This is a genomic window from Pseudomonas sp. O230, from assembly GCF_045447035.1.
In the GTDB taxonomy this organism is placed as follows: Bacteria; Pseudomonadota; Gammaproteobacteria; order Pseudomonadales; family Pseudomonadaceae; genus Aquipseudomonas.
In genome coordinates, this window is record NZ_JBJGXN010000007.1 from 364043 (window position 1) to 382277 (window position 18235).

At 60.2% G+C, this 18235-nt stretch carries 17 protein-coding genes; 8 read left to right on the forward strand and 9 right to left on the reverse strand.

Annotation, left to right across the window (positions count from 1 at the left end; translation table 11 throughout):
* Positions 1-12 precede the first annotated feature (12 nt).
* Both ACI77H_RS17615 and ACI77H_RS17620 read right to left on the reverse strand, forming a co-directional pair.
* Positions 13-489 (reverse strand): MarR family winged helix-turn-helix transcriptional regulator, encoded by a 477-nt coding sequence (locus ACI77H_RS17615; RefSeq protein WP_084317873.1) that lies wholly within the window; start codon positions 487-489, stop codon positions 13-15.
* Between the two features lie 110 nt (positions 490-599).
* Positions 600-1943, reverse strand: a complete 1344-nt coding sequence (locus tag ACI77H_RS17620; RefSeq protein ID WP_407013014.1) for a spinster family MFS transporter — start codon at positions 1941-1943, stop codon at positions 600-602.
* Positions 1944-2267: 324 nt separating this feature from the next.
* Here ACI77H_RS17620 and ACI77H_RS17625 point away from each other — a divergent pair, with 324 nt between their 5' ends.
* Complete coding sequence (locus tag ACI77H_RS17625) at positions 2268-3248, forward strand: AraC family transcriptional regulator (RefSeq protein WP_407013015.1); 981 nt, start codon at positions 2268-2270, stop codon at positions 3246-3248.
* An 18-nt stretch (positions 3249-3266) separates the two neighbouring features.
* Here ACI77H_RS17625 and ACI77H_RS17630 read toward each other — a convergent pair whose 3' ends face one another.
* From ACI77H_RS17630 to ACI77H_RS17660, 7 genes are all read right to left on the reverse strand, one after another.
* Positions 3267-4838 carry a methyl-accepting chemotaxis protein gene (locus tag ACI77H_RS17630; protein WP_407013016.1) on the reverse strand — a complete coding sequence of 524 codons (1572 nt, stop codon included), beginning with the start codon at positions 4836-4838 and terminating at the stop codon, positions 3267-3269.
* A 15-nt stretch (positions 4839-4853) separates the two neighbouring features.
* Positions 4854-5618: a class II aldolase/adducin family protein gene (locus tag ACI77H_RS17635; protein WP_407013017.1), complete on the reverse strand. Its 765-nt coding sequence runs from the start codon at positions 5616-5618 to the stop codon at positions 4854-4856.
* Positions 5619-5641: 23 nt separating this feature from the next.
* Complete coding sequence (locus ACI77H_RS17640) at positions 5642-6628, reverse strand: ketopantoate reductase family protein (RefSeq protein WP_407013019.1); 987 nt, start codon at positions 6626-6628, stop codon at positions 5642-5644.
* Between the two features lie 75 nt (positions 6629-6703).
* Positions 6704-7498: an ABC transporter ATP-binding protein gene (locus ACI77H_RS17645; protein ID WP_178082315.1), complete on the reverse strand. Its 795-nt coding sequence runs from the start codon at positions 7496-7498 to the stop codon at positions 6704-6706.
* A complete protein-coding gene (locus tag ACI77H_RS17650) occupies positions 7495-9297 on the reverse strand; it encodes an ABC transporter permease subunit (protein WP_407013020.1) in 1803 nt (600 codons plus the stop codon). The genes ACI77H_RS17645 and ACI77H_RS17650 overlap by 4 nt, the downstream gene beginning before the upstream one ends.
* Positions 9294-10331 (reverse strand): branched-chain amino acid ABC transporter permease, encoded by a 1038-nt coding sequence (locus tag ACI77H_RS17655; RefSeq protein WP_407013021.1) that lies wholly within the window; start codon positions 10329-10331, stop codon positions 9294-9296. The genes ACI77H_RS17650 and ACI77H_RS17655 overlap by 4 nt, the downstream gene beginning before the upstream one ends.
* 106 nt (positions 10332-10437) lie before the next feature.
* A complete protein-coding gene (locus ACI77H_RS17660) occupies positions 10438-11589 on the reverse strand; it encodes an ABC transporter substrate-binding protein (protein ID WP_407013022.1) in 1152 nt (383 codons plus the stop codon).
* Between the two features lie 789 nt (positions 11590-12378).
* On the opposite strand from ACI77H_RS17660, the gene ACI77H_RS17665 reads away from it, so the two are divergent.
* From ACI77H_RS17665 to ACI77H_RS17695, 7 genes are read left to right on the forward strand one after another with little or no spacing between them, the layout of a single operon-like run.
* On the forward strand, positions 12379-13491 hold the full coding sequence (locus ACI77H_RS17665) for an amidase (RefSeq protein WP_407013023.1): 1113 nt from the start codon (positions 12379-12381) through the stop codon (positions 13489-13491).
* A 26-nt stretch (positions 13492-13517) separates the two neighbouring features.
* Positions 13518-14690, forward strand: coding sequence for an acyl-CoA dehydrogenase family protein (locus ACI77H_RS17670; RefSeq protein ID WP_407013024.1), 1173 nt, complete (start codon positions 13518-13520; stop codon positions 14688-14690).
* A gap of 26 nt (positions 14691-14716) precedes the next feature.
* On the forward strand, positions 14717-15076 hold the full coding sequence (locus tag ACI77H_RS17675; RefSeq protein WP_084317862.1) for an IacB protein: 360 nt from the start codon (positions 14717-14719) through the stop codon (positions 15074-15076).
* A gap of 16 nt (positions 15077-15092) precedes the next feature.
* The gene (locus ACI77H_RS17680; protein ID WP_407013025.1) at positions 15093-15626 is read left to right on the forward strand and encodes a nuclear transport factor 2 family protein; all 534 of its coding nucleotides are present in this window, start codon (positions 15093-15095) and stop codon (positions 15624-15626) included.
* Between the two features lie 53 nt (positions 15627-15679).
* A complete protein-coding gene (locus ACI77H_RS17685; RefSeq protein WP_407013026.1) occupies positions 15680-16954 on the forward strand; it encodes a Rieske 2Fe-2S domain-containing protein in 1275 nt (424 codons plus the stop codon).
* 15 nt (positions 16955-16969) lie between these two features.
* Positions 16970-17449, forward strand: a complete 480-nt coding sequence (locus tag ACI77H_RS17690; protein ID WP_407013027.1) for an aromatic-ring-hydroxylating dioxygenase subunit beta — start codon at positions 16970-16972, stop codon at positions 17447-17449.
* Between the two features lie 10 nt (positions 17450-17459).
* A complete protein-coding gene (locus ACI77H_RS17695; protein ID WP_150639518.1) occupies positions 17460-18200 on the forward strand; it encodes an SDR family NAD(P)-dependent oxidoreductase in 741 nt (246 codons plus the stop codon).
* The last annotated feature ends 35 nt before the right edge of the window (positions 18201-18235 follow it).

The following is an 18235-nucleotide window of genomic DNA, read 5'->3' on the forward strand; positions in this document are numbered from 1 at the left end:
GGTGGTCGCGGGTCAGTCTTCCGGCAGGTTATTGAATATTTTTTCCAGCGTTCCGTTCAATTTGGTGATCTGGGCTTCGGTCAGGCCTTTGAAACTGGTGCGGAAGATATCGCTGGTGCCGTGCTGGATTTCTTCAATGGTATGGCGGCCGACATCGGTGAGTGAGACCTGAGTCACGCGTCCGTCGCTGGCGCTGGTGTTGGTTTCTACCAGGCCGTCGGCTTTCATGCGATAGACAATTTTGGTGATGGTCGAGAGCTTCGCGATGGCGTGGATGGAGATTTCCGAAATGCTCGACTCGCCATTTTCCTTGAGGATGAACAGAATCCGCCAGCGCGGTATGTCCATATCGATTTTTTTCAGCGCTTTCTCCATGGCCATGGAGTAGCGGCCGTGCAGGCGAGCCAGCCAGTAGAAGGGAAACTCTTCCTTCTTGAAGTCTTCGCTGGCAGGGTTGTATCGGCTCAGGCGCTTTTTCGGGGTGGTCATAAAGGTTGGCGTAGTCTTTCAGGTGAGCGGGTTTGATAGCGGGCGTCATTGTCGCGCCACCCGCGGCAAAAAACCAGCAGGCACGCCTTAGCCCGCCTCCGGTAAGGACGTCAGGCCAGGCCTTCGTGTTTGAGGCTCTCACGGAAGTGGCGGCACCCCTTGATCAGCAAGAGCAGGGTGAGCGCGACGGCGAAGGCACTGAGCAGGGTAATCGATGAGCCGACCATGGCCGGATTTTGGAATAGCCTGTCAGTGAGCAGTGCGACCAACGTGGTACCAAGACCCAGGCCGATCAGATTGGAAATCAGCAGGAATAGCGCACTGATCTGCGCTCGCATCTGATTCGGCGGCAGGATTTGCATCGCAGCGGTCGAGGCCGGCATTGGGAACGAAGCGAAGAACATCGCCGGTGCCAGCAATGCCACGGACATCCACAGTTCGCTGACCTGGGTGAACGCGATGGCGGGCACGGCCATGCCGATTGCCCCGATGACTCCCGCACGGATCGGCGCATCGCTGTAGCCTTTTTTCGCCAGCCAGTCGATCAGCCAGCCGCCACAAAACACGCCACTGGTATTGGCCAGCAGCACCACGATCCCGAGCATGTAGCCGGTATCGCTAGGGGCTAGGCCGAATTTGCGCATATAGAAGGCCGGGGTCCAGCTGAGCATGCAGAACAGCGTCATCGCGTAGAACGAAAACCCCAGGTAGTGGCAGAAAAAGGTCTTGCGGTGCACTGCCAGGAACTTGAATGCCTGTTTCATGCTGGGCGCGTGGACATTACCCGCCGCATCCAGCTTCAAGCCCTTGCGAGCCGGGTCGCGAATGGTCAGGGCAATCAGCAGGGCAACGAGAATGCCCGGCAGTCCCACCAGAAAAAACGTCACTTGCCAGGGCCGCATTTCGCCCAGTAGCGGTACGGCGACACTGTCGAGGTTCTTCAGCAAGTCGATGACGTAGCCGCCTATCAGAAAAGCCACGCCGCCACCGATGAACGAGCCGATCGAGTAGATCGCCACGGCGCGCCCAAGTTTTTCCCGGGGGAACATATCGCTGAGCATCGAGTAGGTGGCCGGCGACAGCGACGCTTCACCAATCCCGACACCGATGCGGGCCATAAACATCTGCAAGAAGTTTTTGCTCACCCCGCACAGGGCTGTCGCCAGGCTCCAGAACGCAATGCCGATGGCGATGATTTTCGGACGGGAAAACTTGTCCGCCAGCAACGCGATGGGCATGCCCATGAAGGCATAGAACAGAGAGAAAGCCAGGCCGTGCAGCAGGCTGAACTGGGTGTCGGATAGCTGCATGTCGTGTTTGATCGGTTCGATCATCAACGCCAGGATTTGACGATCGATGAACGAAAAAATATAGGCCAGCATGCAAACGGCAACGACATACCATTCGTAGGCATAGCTTTTACGGGTGACCTCGGTCGGTGTTTTGCTGGTCATGCTGTTTGGCCCCTTCAGGGTTGGCAATCAGTCAGTCGGCGGCAGCGGTTCGCAATTGGGTGTATTGGTGACGCCGTCGTTACCCGAGCGCCTTGCCCTGGTGCGTTTATTGGTTTTGTTGTGCGGTTCCAGGTTGCCAATGGTTTGGCATATGGGTGTTGCAGGACCTTTTTAAGCCCTTGTTTGCCTAGACTCTATGCACCAGGCGCAGAGGCTGTTCCGGGCGCGCAGAAGCGTTTGCGTGGCGTGAAAATTGCTTTCCATTTCCACTAAATTATCGACGTGCCTGCGGGCAGCGGTGTCATTTTCTGGAGGTGCTTCAGCATGTTCGATCAACACTCTTCGCTCCGTCATCATTGCCTTCTGAGTTCCGGCGGGTTTGGCGAGGTCAAGGATCGGGTCAGTCACTACCTGTGGCCCCACCAGATGAAAATGCAGCAGGGTGGCGCCCTGCAATCGCGCCTGTATGGCGTGTTTTTCGGCAGCTCGGCATTGTTCGATCTGCACTACGGTGCACCGGTGGAAATCGACGCCGGCGATATCAGTGACTACTACCTGATTCGGGTCACCCTGGAAGGCAGCGGCATGGTCAGCCTGGGCAAGCAGTGCGCGATTTTGCGCAAGGGCGGGCTGACCATTTCTTCGCCTTCCGAGCGCAGTTTTATCCGAATCGACAAGGACTGCCGCAACCTGATTTTGCGCGTTGATCGCCAAGCCCTTGAGCGTCAGCTGCAAGTGTTGCTCAACCGGCGTTTGCGTCAGCCGTTGGTGTTCGATATTCAGGTCGATGCCGAGCATCAGGGCATGGCGACGGTAAGGAAAACCCTGGATTACATCTGCCAGCTCTATGGCGACGCCAGCCAGGCGCTGCTGACCTCGACCATGGGCGGGAGCCTGTCGGACTATCTGCTGTCGGTGCTGCTGACCCAACTGCCGCACAATTATTCGGTCGATCTGCTGCAAGACCAGCGCCAACCAATGCCTCACCATGTCAAAAAGGCCCGTGACTACATCGAACAGCACCTGGCCGAACCGATTGCCTTGGTGAGCCTGGCGCAGTTCTGCGATGTGTCGATCCGCACCTTGCAAAATGGCTTCACGCGCTTTCTTCAGCAAACCCCCAGCGACTATGTCCGCACACGTCGTCTGGCGTTGGTTCACGTCGCCCTGCAGCAGGCCGGGCCGACCGACAGCGTGACGGATATCCTGTTGCGTCACGGAGTCGCCAGCTTCGGCCATTTCGCCATGCAGTACCGCAAACAGTACGGCTGCCTGCCTTCCGAGACCCTGCGACGTCAGGCCTGATGCATGAGGATGAATCGCTCAGCCTTGTAGAAAACGCTGGGCGAGGTCGAGTTGGGAGTTGGCCAGTTGATGCAGCTCCTCGCCGATCTGGGTACTGCGTAGGGACTGATCGCTGCTGATTTGCGCCAGATTCACGATCTGGGAAATCTGCCCATTGATCTCTTGGGCGACTTGACCTTGCTGTTCGATGGCCGAGGCCATTTGCAAACTCATGCCAGAGATCTGTCCGACTTCCTCGCAGATGCGCCGCAATGCGGTTTGGACTTGCGATACGTCTTCGCGTGATTCCCGTGCGGCCGATTCGCCACGTTGCGCGGTGGCGAGGGCGAGGGCGCTGCCGTCACGCAACTGCTCGATCGAGCGCTGGATTTGCTCAGTGGATTCACGAGTGCGAGTCGCGAGGCTGCGTACCTCATCGGCGACCACTGCGAAGCCGCGCCCGGTCTCGCCGGCGCGGGCCGCTTCGATGGCCGCGTTCAGCGCCAGCAAATTGGTCTGCTCCGCGATGCTGCGAATCACATGCGCGACGCCGCTGATGGATTCGATCGATTCCGCGAGGCGACTGACGGCCAAGCCAATTTCCTCGACCGAAGTGCACAGGCCGGTCATCGAACGCTGGCTTTGCCCGGACATCCGGTCACCATCGCGAGCCAGTCGGTCGACGGCTTGGGTGGCTTCGGCTGCGTGTTGCAGGTTGCGCGACAGTTCCTGGATCGTGGCACTCATTTGATGGACGGCCGCGGCGGACTGCTCGGCTTCTTCAAGTTGCCGTTGCAGGTGCCCGGATTGGGTCTGTACCAGTGTCGACGATTCCTGCGCGCGTTGACGCACGGTCTCGCCGTTGATCCGGATACGTGCCATGACCGTGCGCATCCGCGTGTTCTGGCTGTTGAGGGCCATGTCAAAACGGTTGGCAACGCTGGCGCTGCCTTCCTGAAGCGGGGCCAGCAACGCGTCGCTGTAGACCTGATCATGCCGGGCCATGATTCGGCGGACGTCCGCCTGTTGTCTGGCTCGCCATTGCCAGCTCGCGGCGAGGACTCCACCGAGCACCAGCAGGCCGGGTGTCAGGTCGATCTGTCCAACAGCCATGGCGCCTGTCACACCAAGCCCCACTAACCAGGCGATACCCTGAGTGCTGGCATGTTCCTGTACGCGGCGGGCAAAAGTCAGCGGGCCGTGGCCCGCATTCAAGCGTCGATAGAGCTTTTCCGCTCGCAGGCTTTGGGCGGCGTCCATCGGGTGATATGCCGTGCCCAGCGCATTCAGCTGACCGCCCTCCAGCAGTGGCACCACATAGAGATTGCACCAGAACGTCATGCCCTGTTTATCGCGACCCATCAAGGGCGCTGTCCAGGGCACACCGCTGCGCAAGGTCTCCCACATACGATCAATGACTCGATTGGGCATCAGCGGATGATTGATCAGTTCGTGCGGCTGGTTCAGCAGCTCGTCTCGGGCGTAACCGCTGAGCGCCACATAGGCGTCGTTGCAGGCCATCAGATGGCCGCGAGTATCCAGGCGTGAGATCGGGATTTCTGGCTGCGCCGCAACGATGACCGGCGGCGTGTTTTCCTTTGACTTAGCCACTGAACGCTCCCGCGATTACCAGCACTGGCCGCGTTCGGCGCGCATTTTGCGAACCATGGCGTCGAAAAATTTCACAGCGAAGCCGCTGTCCCGAATGAGCATGGCCGTGAGTTCGGCACACTTCTGGCTGATCGCTTCAGGCAGCGGATTGTCCTCACCGCCGAGAGCGCCGGCCTGGCACTGGATTTCGGCGGCGCGCTGCACTGTCCACAGCAGGAAGAACGCCTTGGCAATGCTGCTTTCGCCGACCGCAATGCCGTGATTGCGCAGCACCAGGATGTGCTTGTCGCCAAGGCTGTCGATCATCCGCGCTTTTTCGTCGTCGAACAGCGTGATGCCTTCGAAGGTGTGGTAACCGACCCGTCCGTAGAGTTGTGCACCGTAAAAGTCATTATGGGCAAAACCGGCCTTTTTCATGACGATGGCGGAAATCGGCGTGGTGTGCGTATGGATCAGGCACTGAATGTCCGAACGGGCGCCGTGCACCGCGCTGTGCAGAGCGAAACCGGCGGGGTTGCCGTCGTAGGGTGAGTCTTCGAGCTTCTTGCCGTGCAGGTCGACCTTGAGCAGGTTTTGCGGTGTCACTTCGGTGTAATTGAGGCCGAACGGGTTGACCAGGTAATGGTGCGCCGGGCCGGGCAGGCGAGCGGAAATATGGTTGAAGATCGTCTCGGTCCAGCCGAAGAAATCCACCAGGTGGTAGCAGTGCGCAAGTTGCACGCGCAGTGCCCATTCTTCGTCGCTGTACGCGTGCGGTTTTGCCATTGGGGTGTGGTCCATGTCGGAGTCCTTGTCGTAGTGAGTCAGTGACGGGCCTGTTCGCCGCGAAAGCGTGCCAGGGCAATGAGGTGTCGAGTAACGGGCATCGGGATCGCCATGCCATCGGCCAATTCCAGCACGGCGTCGCCGATGGCGGCCAACTCCAGAGGGCGACCTTTCTCATAGTCCTGCAGCATCGAGGTACGCACGGCGCCCATGCCGGCGCCGAGTTCGAGAAAGGTCCGTGGATCGATGCTCACGCGCGCGCCGTACGCGGCGGCCGTCAGCAAGGCTTCGTGCAGGCAACTGCTGACCAGGTCGCGTAACTCCGGCAGGCTGTAAAGCTGATCAAGCGTCGCACCGGTAATCACCGAGAGGGGGTTGGAGGTGAGGTTGGCGATGATCTTGGTCCACAGATTGTCGCGGATGCGGTCGGTGGCTCGTGCTTCGATACCGACGCTTTCGATCAATGCGCGCACACGCTCCAGGCGGGGGCTGAGGCGGTTGTCAGGCTCACCGAAAATCATCAGGTGCGGGGTGTTCGATTCAGCCACGGCATTGGCCGGGCAGTGCGCGGTGATGAACACCACGCAGCCGATAACGTGACGCAGGTCCAGGGCCTGGGCGAGCGTCGACTGCGGATCAACCGCGTTCACCCGTTGCCCGTCGTAGCGTCCACCTTCACCGTGGAAGTACCACCATGGCACGCCGTTGATCACCGGGATCACCACCGTTTCGGCGCCGATCATCGGTTGCAGTTGCGGCAGCAGGCTGGCCAGGGCTTGTGCCTTGGTGCAGAGGAATATCAGGTCTTGCTCGCCAAGGCTGGCAGCGTCCTCGCTGGCCTCGACTCGTACATGATGATGACCGTCCAGATCGGACAAGTGGATGCCGTCACGGCGGATGGCGGTCAGGGTTTCACCTCGGGCCAGTACGTTGACCGTATGGCCGTTACCCGCAAGACGGGCTGCCAGGGTGCAGCCGATGGCACCGGCGCCGGCGATGCCGATGCGCAAGGAAGAAGCGTTCATCGTGACTCCGGATGATCAGAAAGGGCTGTGAAGGCCGGACCCGACGCCGTTTCGGGCGCCGGGGCGGGGCGGCGGTCAGTTGGCGAGCATTTCCTGGTGTTTGCTGGCCAGGCCGAGATAGGCTTCGATCACGCGAGGGTCGTCAGCCAGTTGCTGCGCCGGGCCCTGCATGGCGATCTGGCCGGTTTCCAGCACATAGGCGTAATCGGCCACCCGCAGGGCGGCCCGCGCGTTCTGCTCGACCAGCAGGATCGATACCCCTTGCTCACGCAGCGCCGTGATAATGCGGAAAATCTCCCGGGTAATCAGCGGCGCCAGGCCCAGGCTTGGCTCGTCGAGCATCAGCAGTTTGGGCTTGGCCATCAGCGCCCGGCCGACGGCGAGCATCTGCCGTTCACCGCCGGACAACGTCGCCGCCAATTGCTCGCGGCGTTCCCACAGGCGCGGGAACAGTTCGTAGATTTCCCCAAGCGTTTCGCTGTAGCGACGGTCGCCTCGACGATGGCGTTGAAAAGCGCCGAGCAGCAAGTTGTCGGCCACGCTCATGCTGGTGAACAATTCGCGTTTTTCCGGCACCAGGCCCAGGCCCCGCGAGACCATCACTTCCACTTCCGGCAAGGTTTCCAGGCTGCCGTCGAAATGCACCTGACCCCGGGAGCCAAGCACGCCCATGATGGCCGAAAGCAGGGTGGTTTTGCCGGCGCCATTGGGGCCGATCACTGTCACGATCTGACCTTTGCCGACGGTCAGGCTGGCGTCGCTCAGCGCTTCGACCTTGCCGTAGGCCACGCTCAGGCCTTTGATCTCCAGCACGGCGTCGTCGACCTGGTTGCGCGGTGCGAGGTGCGGTTCCACTTGCATGTTCATCATTCAACTCCTCCCAGATAGGCTTCCAGCACGGCCGGATCCTTCTGTACGTCTTCGGGCAGGCCCTGGGCGATCCGCTGACCGAACTCCATGACCACCACGCGATCGACCAGGCCCATGACGAAGTCCATGTCGTGCTCGACCAGCAGAATCGCCATGCCTTCGCTGCGCAGGCGGCTGAGCAGAATGCCAAGGGCTTCCTTTTCTTTCAGGCGCAGGCCAGCGGCGGGTTCGTCGAGCAGCAGCAGGCAAGGATCGGCGCACAAGGCGCGGGCGATTTCCAGAATCCGCTGTTGGCCGAGTGCCAGGCTCCCGGCCTCTTCATACAAGTAATCGCCCAAGCCAACGCGCTCCAGCTGACGTCTGGCTTCGCCGAGCAGCTCGGCTTCCTCGCGACGATCCAGATGCAGTGCCGCCGAGAGCACACCTTGCTGGCCGCGCAAATGCGCGCCAATGGCAACGTTCTCCAGCACGCTCATGTTGCCCAGCAGTTTCACGTGCTGAAAGGTGCGGCTCATGCCCATGCGCGCCACTTGCCGCGAGTTTAGGCCGTTGATCTTTTGACCCATGAACAGCACTTCGCCGCTGCTCGGTGTATCGACGCCGGAGAGCTGGTTGAACATGGTGCTTTTGCCGGCACCGTTGGGGCCTATCAGCGCGAGGATTTCACCTGAACGGATCTCCAGGCTCATGTCGTTGTTGGCCACCAGTCCGCCGAAGCGCTTGGTCACATTGCGCGCTTCAAGGATCAGCTCGCCATGTTTGGGCAGTTGCCGACGGGGCAGGGGTGCCGCTTTGGCGTCGACATTCCGGACCTTGGCGCGGACCCTGAAGCGGGCCGGTATCAGGCGCGTCAGCAAAGGCCACAGACCACCCGGTGCACGCTGCATAAGCACCACGATCAGGATGCCGAATACGATGATTTCGTAGTTGCCGGTGTTACCCAGCAAGTGCGGCAACCAGTCCTGCAGCCATTGCTTGAGCAGGGTCAGGATGCCCGCGCCGAGCAAGGCGCCCCACACGCTGCCGACCCCGCCGATCAGGGCCATGAACAGGTAATCAATGCCCATGTTCAGGCCGAAGGGTGTCGGGTTGACGAAGCGTTGGGTGTGCGCATAAAGCCAGCCGGAAATGGCTGCGAACACCGCAGAGATGACGAAGATCACCATCTTCGAGCGGAAGGTGTTGACCCCCATCGACTCGGCCATGACCTGGCCGCCCTTGAGTGCGCGAATGGCGCGGCCTTCGCGAGAATTCAGGAGGTTCTGGGTGATGACGATCGCCAGTAATAGCAGGGCCCAGATCAGGTAGAAAATGTTTTCGCCCTTATCCAGTTTCAGGCCGAACAGCGAAATCGATGGCAAGCCGCCGACGCCGGTATGGCCGCCCAGGGATTCCAGCGTGCCGAACAGGTAGTACAGCGAAAGGCCCCAGGCAATCGTTCCCAGCGGCAGGTAATGCCCAGACAACTTGAGCGTCAGGGCACCGAGAATCAGTGCCACTGACGCGGTGAGCACCACGCCCACCAGCAGCGTCAGCCATGGTGACGTCCCGGCCCACGCCAGCCAGGCTGGCAATTGCTCGGTGGTGGTCAGGTAGGCTGAGGTGTAGGCACCCAGCCCGACGAACGCGGCCTGACCGAAACTGGTCATGCCGCCGACACCCGTGAGCAGCACCAGCCCCAAGACGACCATGGCGTACATGCCGATGTAATTGAGCAGGGTGACGTAGTACGGCGGCAACAGCAGCGGCGCAACGCCCACCACCAGCAACAGGGCAAGCAACAGATAGCGCGAATTCATTCTTCTTCCTCCACATGACGACTGGTGAACGAACGCCACAGCAGGAACGGAATAATCAGTGTGAACACGATGATCTCTTTGTAGGTACTGGCCCAGAACATCGAGAAGGCTTCGATCAAGCCCACTGCCAGGGCGCCGAGTGCGGCGACCGGATAGCTCACCAGCCCGCCGATGATCGCGCCGACAAAGCCTTTGAGGCTGATGACAAAACCAGAGTCGAAATACAGCGTGGTGATCGGGGCGATCAGGATCCCCGACAGCGTGCCGATCAGCGCTGCGAGCAGGAAGGTCGACTTGCCGGCGAGGGTCGGCGAGATACCCATCAGCCTCGCCCCCATGCGGTTAACCGCGGTGGCACGCAGGGCTTTGCCATACAGCGTGCGCTCGAAGAACAGATACAGTCCGACGATCAGCCCCAAAGACACGGCCAGCACCCAGAGCGTCTGGCTGTTGAACGTGACCGGGCCCAGTTCCAGGCCAGCTTCGGAGAACGGTTGCGTGCGGGCGCCTTCGGGGCCGAACAGCAGCAGGGCGATACCGACCATGCTCACGTGCACGGCGATCGACACAATCAGCAAGACCAGTGAGCTGGCCGAGGCGATCGGCTGGAACACCAGTCGGTAGATTTGCGGCCCCAGCGGAACCACCAGCGCCAGCGTCAATAAGGCCTGGACCGCCATCGGCAATTCGGCCAGCGGCAAGGTGTTGATCAACACCGCCAGCAGGCCGGCATAGCCCAGCTTGAAGAGAATGCGCACGGGGAACCGAAAGGCCTGGCTTGAACGTGCCGCGCCCCAAATATCGAGTGCGCAGTCGATCAGCGTCAGGCCGAGCAGCAGCCAGACCAGAGCAGTCGGGTGACCGCTCTGCAACGTGGCCATGGTCAAGGCGCCGTAGGTCACGAATTCACCCTGGGGGATCAACAGGATCCGGGTCACGGTGAACACCAGGAGGATCGACAAGGCCAACAGCGCATAGATCGCGCCGTTGGTCATGCCGTCCTGGCCCAGCAGCATGGCTATCTGGAAATTCATAATGAGAGCTCTTTTCTACAGATTGAATATCAGGCCCGCTTGCCGGCGCAGGTTGGCTCGCCGGCAAGCGGGCAGGACGCGCAGTGGTTGTGCGCCCGGGTTTCGATCAGTTGTCGTGCAACAACATCCAGTTGCCGTTCTTCACCACGATCAATTCGCGCCCGCGCTCGTCGAAGCCGCTGTGGTCCTGCGGCGTCATGTTGTAAACGCCTTGGGTGCCGGCCAGTTCGTGGCTTTGCTCAAGCGCATCACGCAGGGCCGAACGAAATTCAGGCGTGCCCGGTGCCGCTTTTTTGGCTGCAATCGGGATCGCCTGCTGCAGCAGCAGACCGGCATCGAAGGTGTTCCCGCCGAAGGTCGCCGGCTTGCTACCGTTAAGTTTTTCGTAGGCGGTGGTGTAGTCGCTGGCGATTTTCTTCGAAGGATGGCTGTCCGGGATTTCATCCAGTACCAGCATCAGGCTGGCCGCCAGAATGGTGCCCTCGACCTTCTTGCCGCCCAGCTTGAGAAAGTCTTGCAGCGCCGCGCCGTGGGTCTGGTAGACCTGGCCGCGATAGCCTTGATCGAACAGGGTGGTCTGCGGCATCACCGCCGAGCTGCCCGGTGCTGCGACCAGCACCGCATCGGGGCGGGTGGCGAGAATTTTCAGGCTCTGCCCGGTGACCGAGGTGTCCTGGCGCTGGAAGCGCTCGTTGGCCACGACCTTGATGTTCTGCTGCGCTGCCAGACCGGCCATGACCTTGGCCCAGTTCTCGCCATAAGGGTCGCCGGTGCCGATGAAGCCGAGGGTCTTCACGCCTTTCTTGGCCATGTGTTCGAACAGCGCCTTGGCGATCAGGTCATCGTTCTGCGTGGTCTTGAATACCCATTTCTTCTGCTCGGTCATCGGTAGCACCACTGCAGCGGTGCCGACCGGTGCCAGCAATGGCACGCCTGCCTCGGCGACAAACTGGATCACGCCCATGGCGTTGGGCGAGCCGCTCGGGCCGATGATGGCATCGACATTTTCTTCGTCGATCAGCTTCTTCAGCGCCTTCACCGTAGCGGTCGGGTCGCTCGCATCATCCAGAGAAATGTACTTCACCACCTGGTCGCCGGCCTGGGTCGGCAGCAACGGCACGGTGTTTTTCTGTGGTAGCCCGACCAGTGCGATCGGCCCGGTGGAGGAGGTAATGACACCGACTTTCACATCCGCCTGCGCAGCGGCGGCGCAGGCGGCACTCAACAACAACGTGGACACGGCTTTTCTGAAAAGCATGACTTTCTCCGAAGAGTTGCAACGCTGCAAAAGGCTAATGGCCAGCCGCCCCGACCACGACGTGGTGCGAGTACGGCCCAAGGTACGGCCCTGTTTTAGTTATCGAACTGCGGCGGCACCCCTGGTCTGTTACCGAGCCATCAGGGCGCCGCTCGACCATGAGCGATCGGTCGAAGGCGAAGAGGGCAAAAGCAGATTGCATGCCAGAAATTTTTCGGTGCATGGCAGAAAGCCGTTACTGCGATGCCTGATGCGAACGCTTCGAGGCGGTCCGGCCAAGGTGATCCGAAGGACCTCCAGAGGGGCATTTGACGGGTGGGAAAAACCCGCAGCACGCCATATCAAACAAGGCTTTGATCTGGATCAAGGAAGCCCTCAAATGGCCAAAAAACACTAGGTTAAAAATTCAAAAAATAGTGGTTTTTTATGCTGTTTTTGGCTGCTTTTTTTTGAGCTGATTTATTTTTTCCTGTTTGCCTTTCCAGAGAGGCACCCGCTCAACATTTTTCTAAATGTTTCGTTGCTTTTTGTTCTATTTAATCTAGTAACACATTGTTTTATAACGAAAAAATATCAAATATCCGGAATTTTTTGTTTTGGCAGCAGTGTTACCAAACTGCACGTCGCTGGTGCGAAAATGGAAAATCTGCACCGAAAATACACACTCTTTTATTTGGTAAAATTCAATTGACATTTCACGTAAATATTACGATTTTAGATTTAGCGTTTTCCCCGGCCATGGTGCCGAGGTCATCCGTTCTGGTGACACATAACGAGCAGGTAAAGAGCATGTCGATCGTTGTTGAGGATTTAGCCTTGGGAGGGAATGGCCTTTCGGTCATGGTGAAAGACACCATCGATATCGCCGGCTATCCGACCCGCGCTTCAAGCAGCGCCCTGGCCGATGCGCCGGCGGCCGGCGAACATGCCCACGTGGTTCAGTCTGTTCTGGATGCGGGTTGCCGGATCACCGGTAAAACCAGCCTGCATGAATTGGCATTCGGCACCACCGGCCTCAACGCATGGACTGGCACGGCGTCTAATCCGCGTTACCCGGGCTATATACCGGGTGGCTCTTCCAGTGGTTCGGCCGCTGCGGTGGCCGCAGGTCTTTGCGACTTCGCGCTCGGCACCGATACCGGCGGTTCGGTGCGGATTCCAGCGGCGTGCTGTGGTGTATTTGGTCTCAAGCCAACCTTCGGCCGTGTCAGCCGTCAGGGTGTGATGCCTGCGCACAGTACCCTCGATTGCGTAGGTCCTCTGGCACTGGATATCGATCGCTTGATTGAAGCGATGCGCGTCATTGATCCCACGTTCACTTCGGTCCCGGTGCCTGAGCATCTTGCTATCGGCGTTGTCGCGGTAGAGGCCAACGAACAGATCCATTCGGTGGTGAACCAGGCGCTGGGTCGTTCGCACTTCAAGCTGCTTGAGCAAACGCTGCCTGGCATGGCCGCCGCGTATGGCGCCGGCATGGTGATCATCAACGCCGAAACCTGGGCTGCGTGTGGTCATCTTCTGCAAACCGGTCGGGTTGGCAGCGATGTCGCCGACCGTCTGCGCGCCGCCAGTCTGACCTCGGCCGAGTCCGTTGAAGAAGCCGAAATCATTCGTCGCGCGTTTATCGCAGAAGTGGACGCAGCCTTGGCCATCACCCCGATTCTGGCCATGCCGACCATGCCCGACTTCCCCTTGCGGGTCGCCGATGCGGCCGACACTCGCGCCGCCCTGGGCATGACATCCCTGGTGCGCGCTTTCAACCTTTCCGGTCATCCGGCTCTGAGCATTCCTCTGGAAAGCGCCTCGGGACTACCGGTTGGCCTTCAACTCATTGCCGCCCACGGCGCGGACGAACTGCTGTGCGCAGTCGCCCGCGAATTGGTCCGGCGCCTGGAAGAGTAATCGTGATGCTTACTATGGAGAAACCCATGACTGCGCCAAGCGAGCTGAATCACCAGCGCTGCGTGCCGATCACGGCGAATGAAGCGTTTCAGAAACTGCTGGTCGAGATTCGTACGCGTGCTCGAAACGAAGAATTCGACCAACAAAAATTCATCTCGCAGGACGTTATCGAGCAGTTCCGCAAGCTCGGTGTCTATCGGGCTCTGGTGCCAAAACGCTTCGGCGGCGACGAGCGTTCGCCGGCCGAGTTTTGCCAGATGGTGGAAGATATTTCCATCGCTGATGGCTCCGCCGGTTGGGTCGCCAGCTTCGGCATGAGCCCGGTTTACCTGGCGGCGCTGCCACTGGAAACCATCAAGAAAATCTATGCCGACTCGCCTGACGTGGTGTTCGCCGGCGGGATCTTCCCTCCGCAGCCTGCGTCCTTTGTTGAAGGTGGCCTGGAGGTCAACGGGCGCTGGAAGTTTTCCAGCGGTTGCATGGGCGCATCGCTCATCGGCGTGGGTATCAGCCCGAAAAACGGCGAGATGCTTGGCCTGCCACGACTGGCGGTGATGCCTCGGGAAAAGGTCCGGATCGAGGAAACCTGGAACGTCGTCGGCCTGGTCGGCACCGGCAGCCATGACGTCGTCGTCGAAGGCGTGGTGGTGCCGGAGGAGTGGACCTTCGTACGCGGCGGTCCATCGAATCTTGACGAGCCGTTCTTCCGCTATCCGTCACTGTCGTTCGCCACGCAGGTGTTGTCAGTGGTCGGGCTGGGCGTTGCCCGCGCGGCACTGGATGAGTTGAGCGGCATGGCCAGTGGCCGAATCTCCGTGACCGGTGCTCCATCGTTGTCCGACCGGCCGCTGGCCCAGGTCGAGATGGCCAAGGCCGAAGCGTCGCTGCGCGCTGCACGTTCGTGGTTCTACCAGTCCATCGACGATGCCTGGGCCAGCGTTCTGGCCGGCGACCCGGTGAGCGTCGAGCAGACCAATATGCTGCGCTTGTCCTCGACTCACGCCACGCGCGTCGCGGCCGATGTCGCGCGCACCGCGCAAATGCTGTCGGGCATGAGCGGGGTGTACCGCACCAGTCCTCTGTCGCGTTTCGTCAACGACACCCAAGTCATTACCCAGCACGCCTTCATGGGCGATATGACCTACCAGAACGCCGGCGCGATCTTCTTCGGCAATAAGCCGCTGCCTGGCTACCTGTAATTTTTTCCTACTGATTGGTGAACCCCATGACCGATAAAAAAGCCCTGCGAGTCCTGTTCTGCATCGGCATCAACCAAAACTTTTTCGATGCCCCACGTCCTGAAGCATTGGAAGTCTGGGCCGCGTTCGGCGCCATGTGGAACGGCATCGCCGACCTGCCAGGTGTCACCGTGCTGGGCAACATGGACGACGATCAAAGCATGGTCGGCCCGTCTGCCGGCTGGCCCTGGACCACTTACTTGTTGGCCGATGTACCCGACATCGAAACCGTCCACGCCGCCTGCAATCTGTTTCGCACCACGGATGTCGGCAATGGCCCTTACAAACTCTGGAAGTATTGCAAGGTCGAGGCGCGTACCGGTCGCGAACTGATCATCCAGCGCTGAGTCGAGAGAAGTCGCCATGTCATCACAAGAGCATTTGCGCGCACTGGAACAGCGGCTCGAGCAGCTGGAAAGCGAGAACGCGATCCGCGTCTGCATGAATCGCTACATGTTTTTGTGCGACGAGCTGGGCGTGGATTCCCCGCTCGAGGAACTGGCCGGGTTGTTCACCGAGCAAGCGGTCTGGGAAGGCAAGGGTGCCAAGTACCAGAACAGCTTCGGCGGTTACCACGGGCGAGAAGCGATCAAAGCGATGTTCGCAACCTACATGGTCGAACCGGCGCACTTTTCGCTGAACGTGCACTTCCTGACCTCGGAACTGATCCGGGTCAGCGGAGAGACCGCAGATGCCAGTTGGGTGATGTTGCAGACCTCGACTTTTGCCTCGGGTGCCTCGCACCTCAACAGCGCCCGCCTGACCGTGCGGTTCGCCCAGGAACAAGGGCAGTGGCGCATGGCGCATTTTCAGACCGAGAACCTGTTCAGCCGACCGGTAGACACCTGGAACAGCGCCGCGCACCTGCCCGTACCCGGCAAGTCCGGCCAGTCCTGAAAGTACCACCCAGAATTCTTAGAGTCGGCGAACAATGCCGACGAGGAGTGATCGTGAGTAACCTGATAAGCACCGTAACGCTCGACGCCAGTCCTTCCGACCTGGTCCTGCATGACCGCGTTCACACGTCGCTGTACACCGACGGCAAGATCTTCGATCAGGAGCTGGACAAGATTTTCTACAGCACCTGGATCTGGGTCGCTCACGCCAGCGAGATCCCGGAGTCCGGCAGCTACAAGAGCACTTATATCGGCAAGCAGCCGGTGATCGTCGTGCGCGACCGCAAGAAAGAAGTGCATGTGTTGCTCAACCGCTGCCGCCATCGTGGCGCAACGGTGTGCGAACACAAGAAGGGCAAGACCAACAGTTTTGTCTGCCCTTATCACGGCTGGAGCTACGCCCTGGACGGTAGCTTGCGCGGTGTGCCGCACCCGGAAAGCTACGCCGATTGCCTCGACAAGGGCGAACTGCCTTTGGTCAGCCTGCGTGTCGAGCAATACAACGGCATGATCTTCGCCACCTTCAAGGATGACATTGAGCCCCTCGCCGATTTCCTCGGCCCGGCCAGGAAGTGGATCGATCTGTTCATGAAGCAGGGCGCCGGCTATCCGGTCAAAGTGGGCGGCGAGCACCGCTTCCGCTTCCCTGGCAACTGGAAGATCCAGCTGGAAAACACCACCGACGCCTACCACTTCCCGCTGGTACACAAGTCGTTCCTGTCGTCCGTGGATGAGCAGACCCTGGAGCTGTTCGACTTCGTCGAAGGGCCGGGCTATGTCGAAGACCTCGGCAACGGACACAGCGTGATGGTGATGATTCCTGACCTGGTCGACCTGGAAGCCAACCTCGACTTGCCGATCCCTGAGCGTTTCGAAGAGCTGGCCGCGCAGTTGCGCGCCGAAGGCCAGGACGAAGCATCGGTCCGTCGCATCGTGCGTGCGGTCGGCGGTTCGGGCTTCAACCTCAACCTGTTCCCGAACATCGCCTGTTCCATGGCGTTCTTCCGGGTGCTGCAACCGATCGCGGTGAACGAAACCGAAATCCATCACGCCGTCATCACCATGGACGGTGGCCCGGCCGTGGCCAACCGTTATCGCCTGCGCCTGCATGAGCACTTCCAGGGGCCGATGGGTTTTGGTACTCCGGACGATTCCGAGGCCTGGGAGCGCGTACAGCGCGGCGCCAGTGCCGGCACCGATCTGTGGATCATGCTCAACCGCGGCTTGCCGGGGGAAAAGGAATCCGAAGACGGGCGGGTGAGCGATGTGAGCGCCGAGACCGGCATGCGCGCTGGTTACCAGCAGTGGAAAAAGATGATGTCGGCCTGAGTGACGGAGAACACCATGAACAACCTGCAATTGCTCAACCAAGTCTGCGCTTTCATCTGGCAGGAAGCGGACATGCTCGACCATGGCGATTTTGCCGAATGGCTTGATCTGTGGACCGAGAACGCGACCTACATCATCCCGATCGATCCGCTGGAAACCGACTTCGAGAACACCCTGAACTACGCCTACGACGACCACCACATGCGTCAGTTGCGTGTCACCCGATTGACCAGCGGCGAATCGATTTCGACCACCCCGCGAGCGCGCACCGTGCGCAGTCAGTCGCGCTTTCGCGTGCTGTCGGATGAAGACGGAATTGTCACCGTGCGCTGTGCACAGAACCTGCGTGAGTTTCGCAAGGATGTGCTCAAGCAGTACACCGCCGATGTCACGTTTGAACTGGTGCGCAGCGGTGACAGTTTCAAGATTCAGCGCAAGTTGATTCAGCTGATCAACTCCACCGATACCCTCGCCGGTATCGGCTACATCCTCTGAGGACGTTGCCATGACACAGGTTGCATTGGTCACCGGCGCGGCCCAGGGGCTGGGCAAAAGCATTGCGGAACAATTGCTGAACGCCGGCTATCGGGTCGTGATCAGTGATCGTTCGCTGGAATCGGCACAGGCCACCGCCACTGAACTCGATGCCACAGGCGAGCGGGTCCTGGCGCTCAAGCTCGATGTGTCGAGCAAGGCTGATTTCGAAGACGCGCTGGCGGCCGTCGTGGCGCATTGGGGTGAATTGCAGGTGGTGGTGAACAACGCCGCGATGACCATGACCACACCGGTGATGCAGATCAGTCCGGAAGAGTTCGACCGTGTTGTGAGCGTCAATCAGCGCGGCACTTTTGTCGGCTGCCAAGTGTTCGGCAGCTATCTGGCGGCCCGGGGGTACGGGAGGATCATTAACATGGCCTCCCTGGCCGGGCAGAACGGCGGCACCGCGACCGGCGCGCATTACGCCGCGTCCAAGGGCGCCATCATTACCTTGACCAAGATTTTCGCCAAGGAGCTGGCGGCGTCCGGTGTCACGGTCAACGCCATCGCCCCGGGCCCTATCGAGTCGCCGGCGGTGCGCGCCGCCGTGCCGCCCGAGCGCCTGGAAAAACTGATCGAGGCGATCCCGGTCAAGCAATTGGGCAACGCCGCGTTCATCGGTAAGCTGATCGTGCAACTGGCCAGCGAAGACGCCTACTTCACCACCGGGGCGACCTGGGACGTGAACGGCGGGATCTTCATGCGCTGAGTCCACGGTTACACGGTTTGAAAAAGCAGTCGGGG

Bases quoted from the DNA above. Each gene is read 5' to 3' on its own strand.
- ACI77H_RS17615 (WP_084317873.1), bottom strand. From the start codon at position 489: ATGACCACCCCGAAAAAGCGCCTGAGCCGATACAACCCTGCCAGCGAA.
- ACI77H_RS17620 (WP_407013014.1), bottom strand. From the start codon at position 1,943: ATGACCAGCAAAACACCGACCGAGGTCACCCGTAAAAGCTATGCCTAC.
- ACI77H_RS17625 (WP_407013015.1), top strand. From the start codon at position 2,268: ATGTTCGATCAACACTCTTCGCTCCGTCATCATTGCCTTCTGAGTTCC.
- ACI77H_RS17635 (WP_407013017.1), bottom strand. From the start codon at position 5,618: ATGGACCACACCCCAATGGCAAAACCGCACGCGTACAGCGACGAAGAA.
- ACI77H_RS17640 (WP_407013019.1), bottom strand. From the start codon at position 6,628: ATGAACGCTTCTTCCTTGCGCATCGGCATCGCCGGCGCCGGTGCCATC.
- ACI77H_RS17645 (WP_178082315.1), bottom strand. From the start codon at position 7,498: ATGATGAACATGCAAGTGGAACCGCACCTCGCACCGCGCAACCAGGTC.
- ACI77H_RS17650 (WP_407013020.1), bottom strand. From the start codon at position 9,297: ATGAATTCGCGCTATCTGTTGCTTGCCCTGTTGCTGGTGGTGGGCGTT.
- ACI77H_RS17655 (WP_407013021.1), bottom strand. From the start codon at position 10,331: ATGAATTTCCAGATAGCCATGCTGCTGGGCCAGGACGGCATGACCAAC.
- ACI77H_RS17660 (WP_407013022.1), bottom strand. From the start codon at position 11,589: ATGCTTTTCAGAAAAGCCGTGTCCACGTTGTTGTTGAGTGCCGCCTGC.
- ACI77H_RS17665 (WP_407013023.1), top strand. From the start codon at position 12,379: ATGTCGATCGTTGTTGAGGATTTAGCCTTGGGAGGGAATGGCCTTTCG.
- ACI77H_RS17670 (WP_407013024.1), top strand. From the start codon at position 13,518: ATGACTGCGCCAAGCGAGCTGAATCACCAGCGCTGCGTGCCGATCACG.
- ACI77H_RS17675 (WP_084317862.1), top strand. From the start codon at position 14,717: ATGACCGATAAAAAAGCCCTGCGAGTCCTGTTCTGCATCGGCATCAAC.
- ACI77H_RS17680 (WP_407013025.1), top strand. From the start codon at position 15,093: ATGTCATCACAAGAGCATTTGCGCGCACTGGAACAGCGGCTCGAGCAG.
- ACI77H_RS17690 (WP_407013027.1), top strand. From the start codon at position 16,970: ATGAACAACCTGCAATTGCTCAACCAAGTCTGCGCTTTCATCTGGCAG.
- ACI77H_RS17695 (WP_150639518.1), top strand. From the start codon at position 17,460: ATGACACAGGTTGCATTGGTCACCGGCGCGGCCCAGGGGCTGGGCAAA.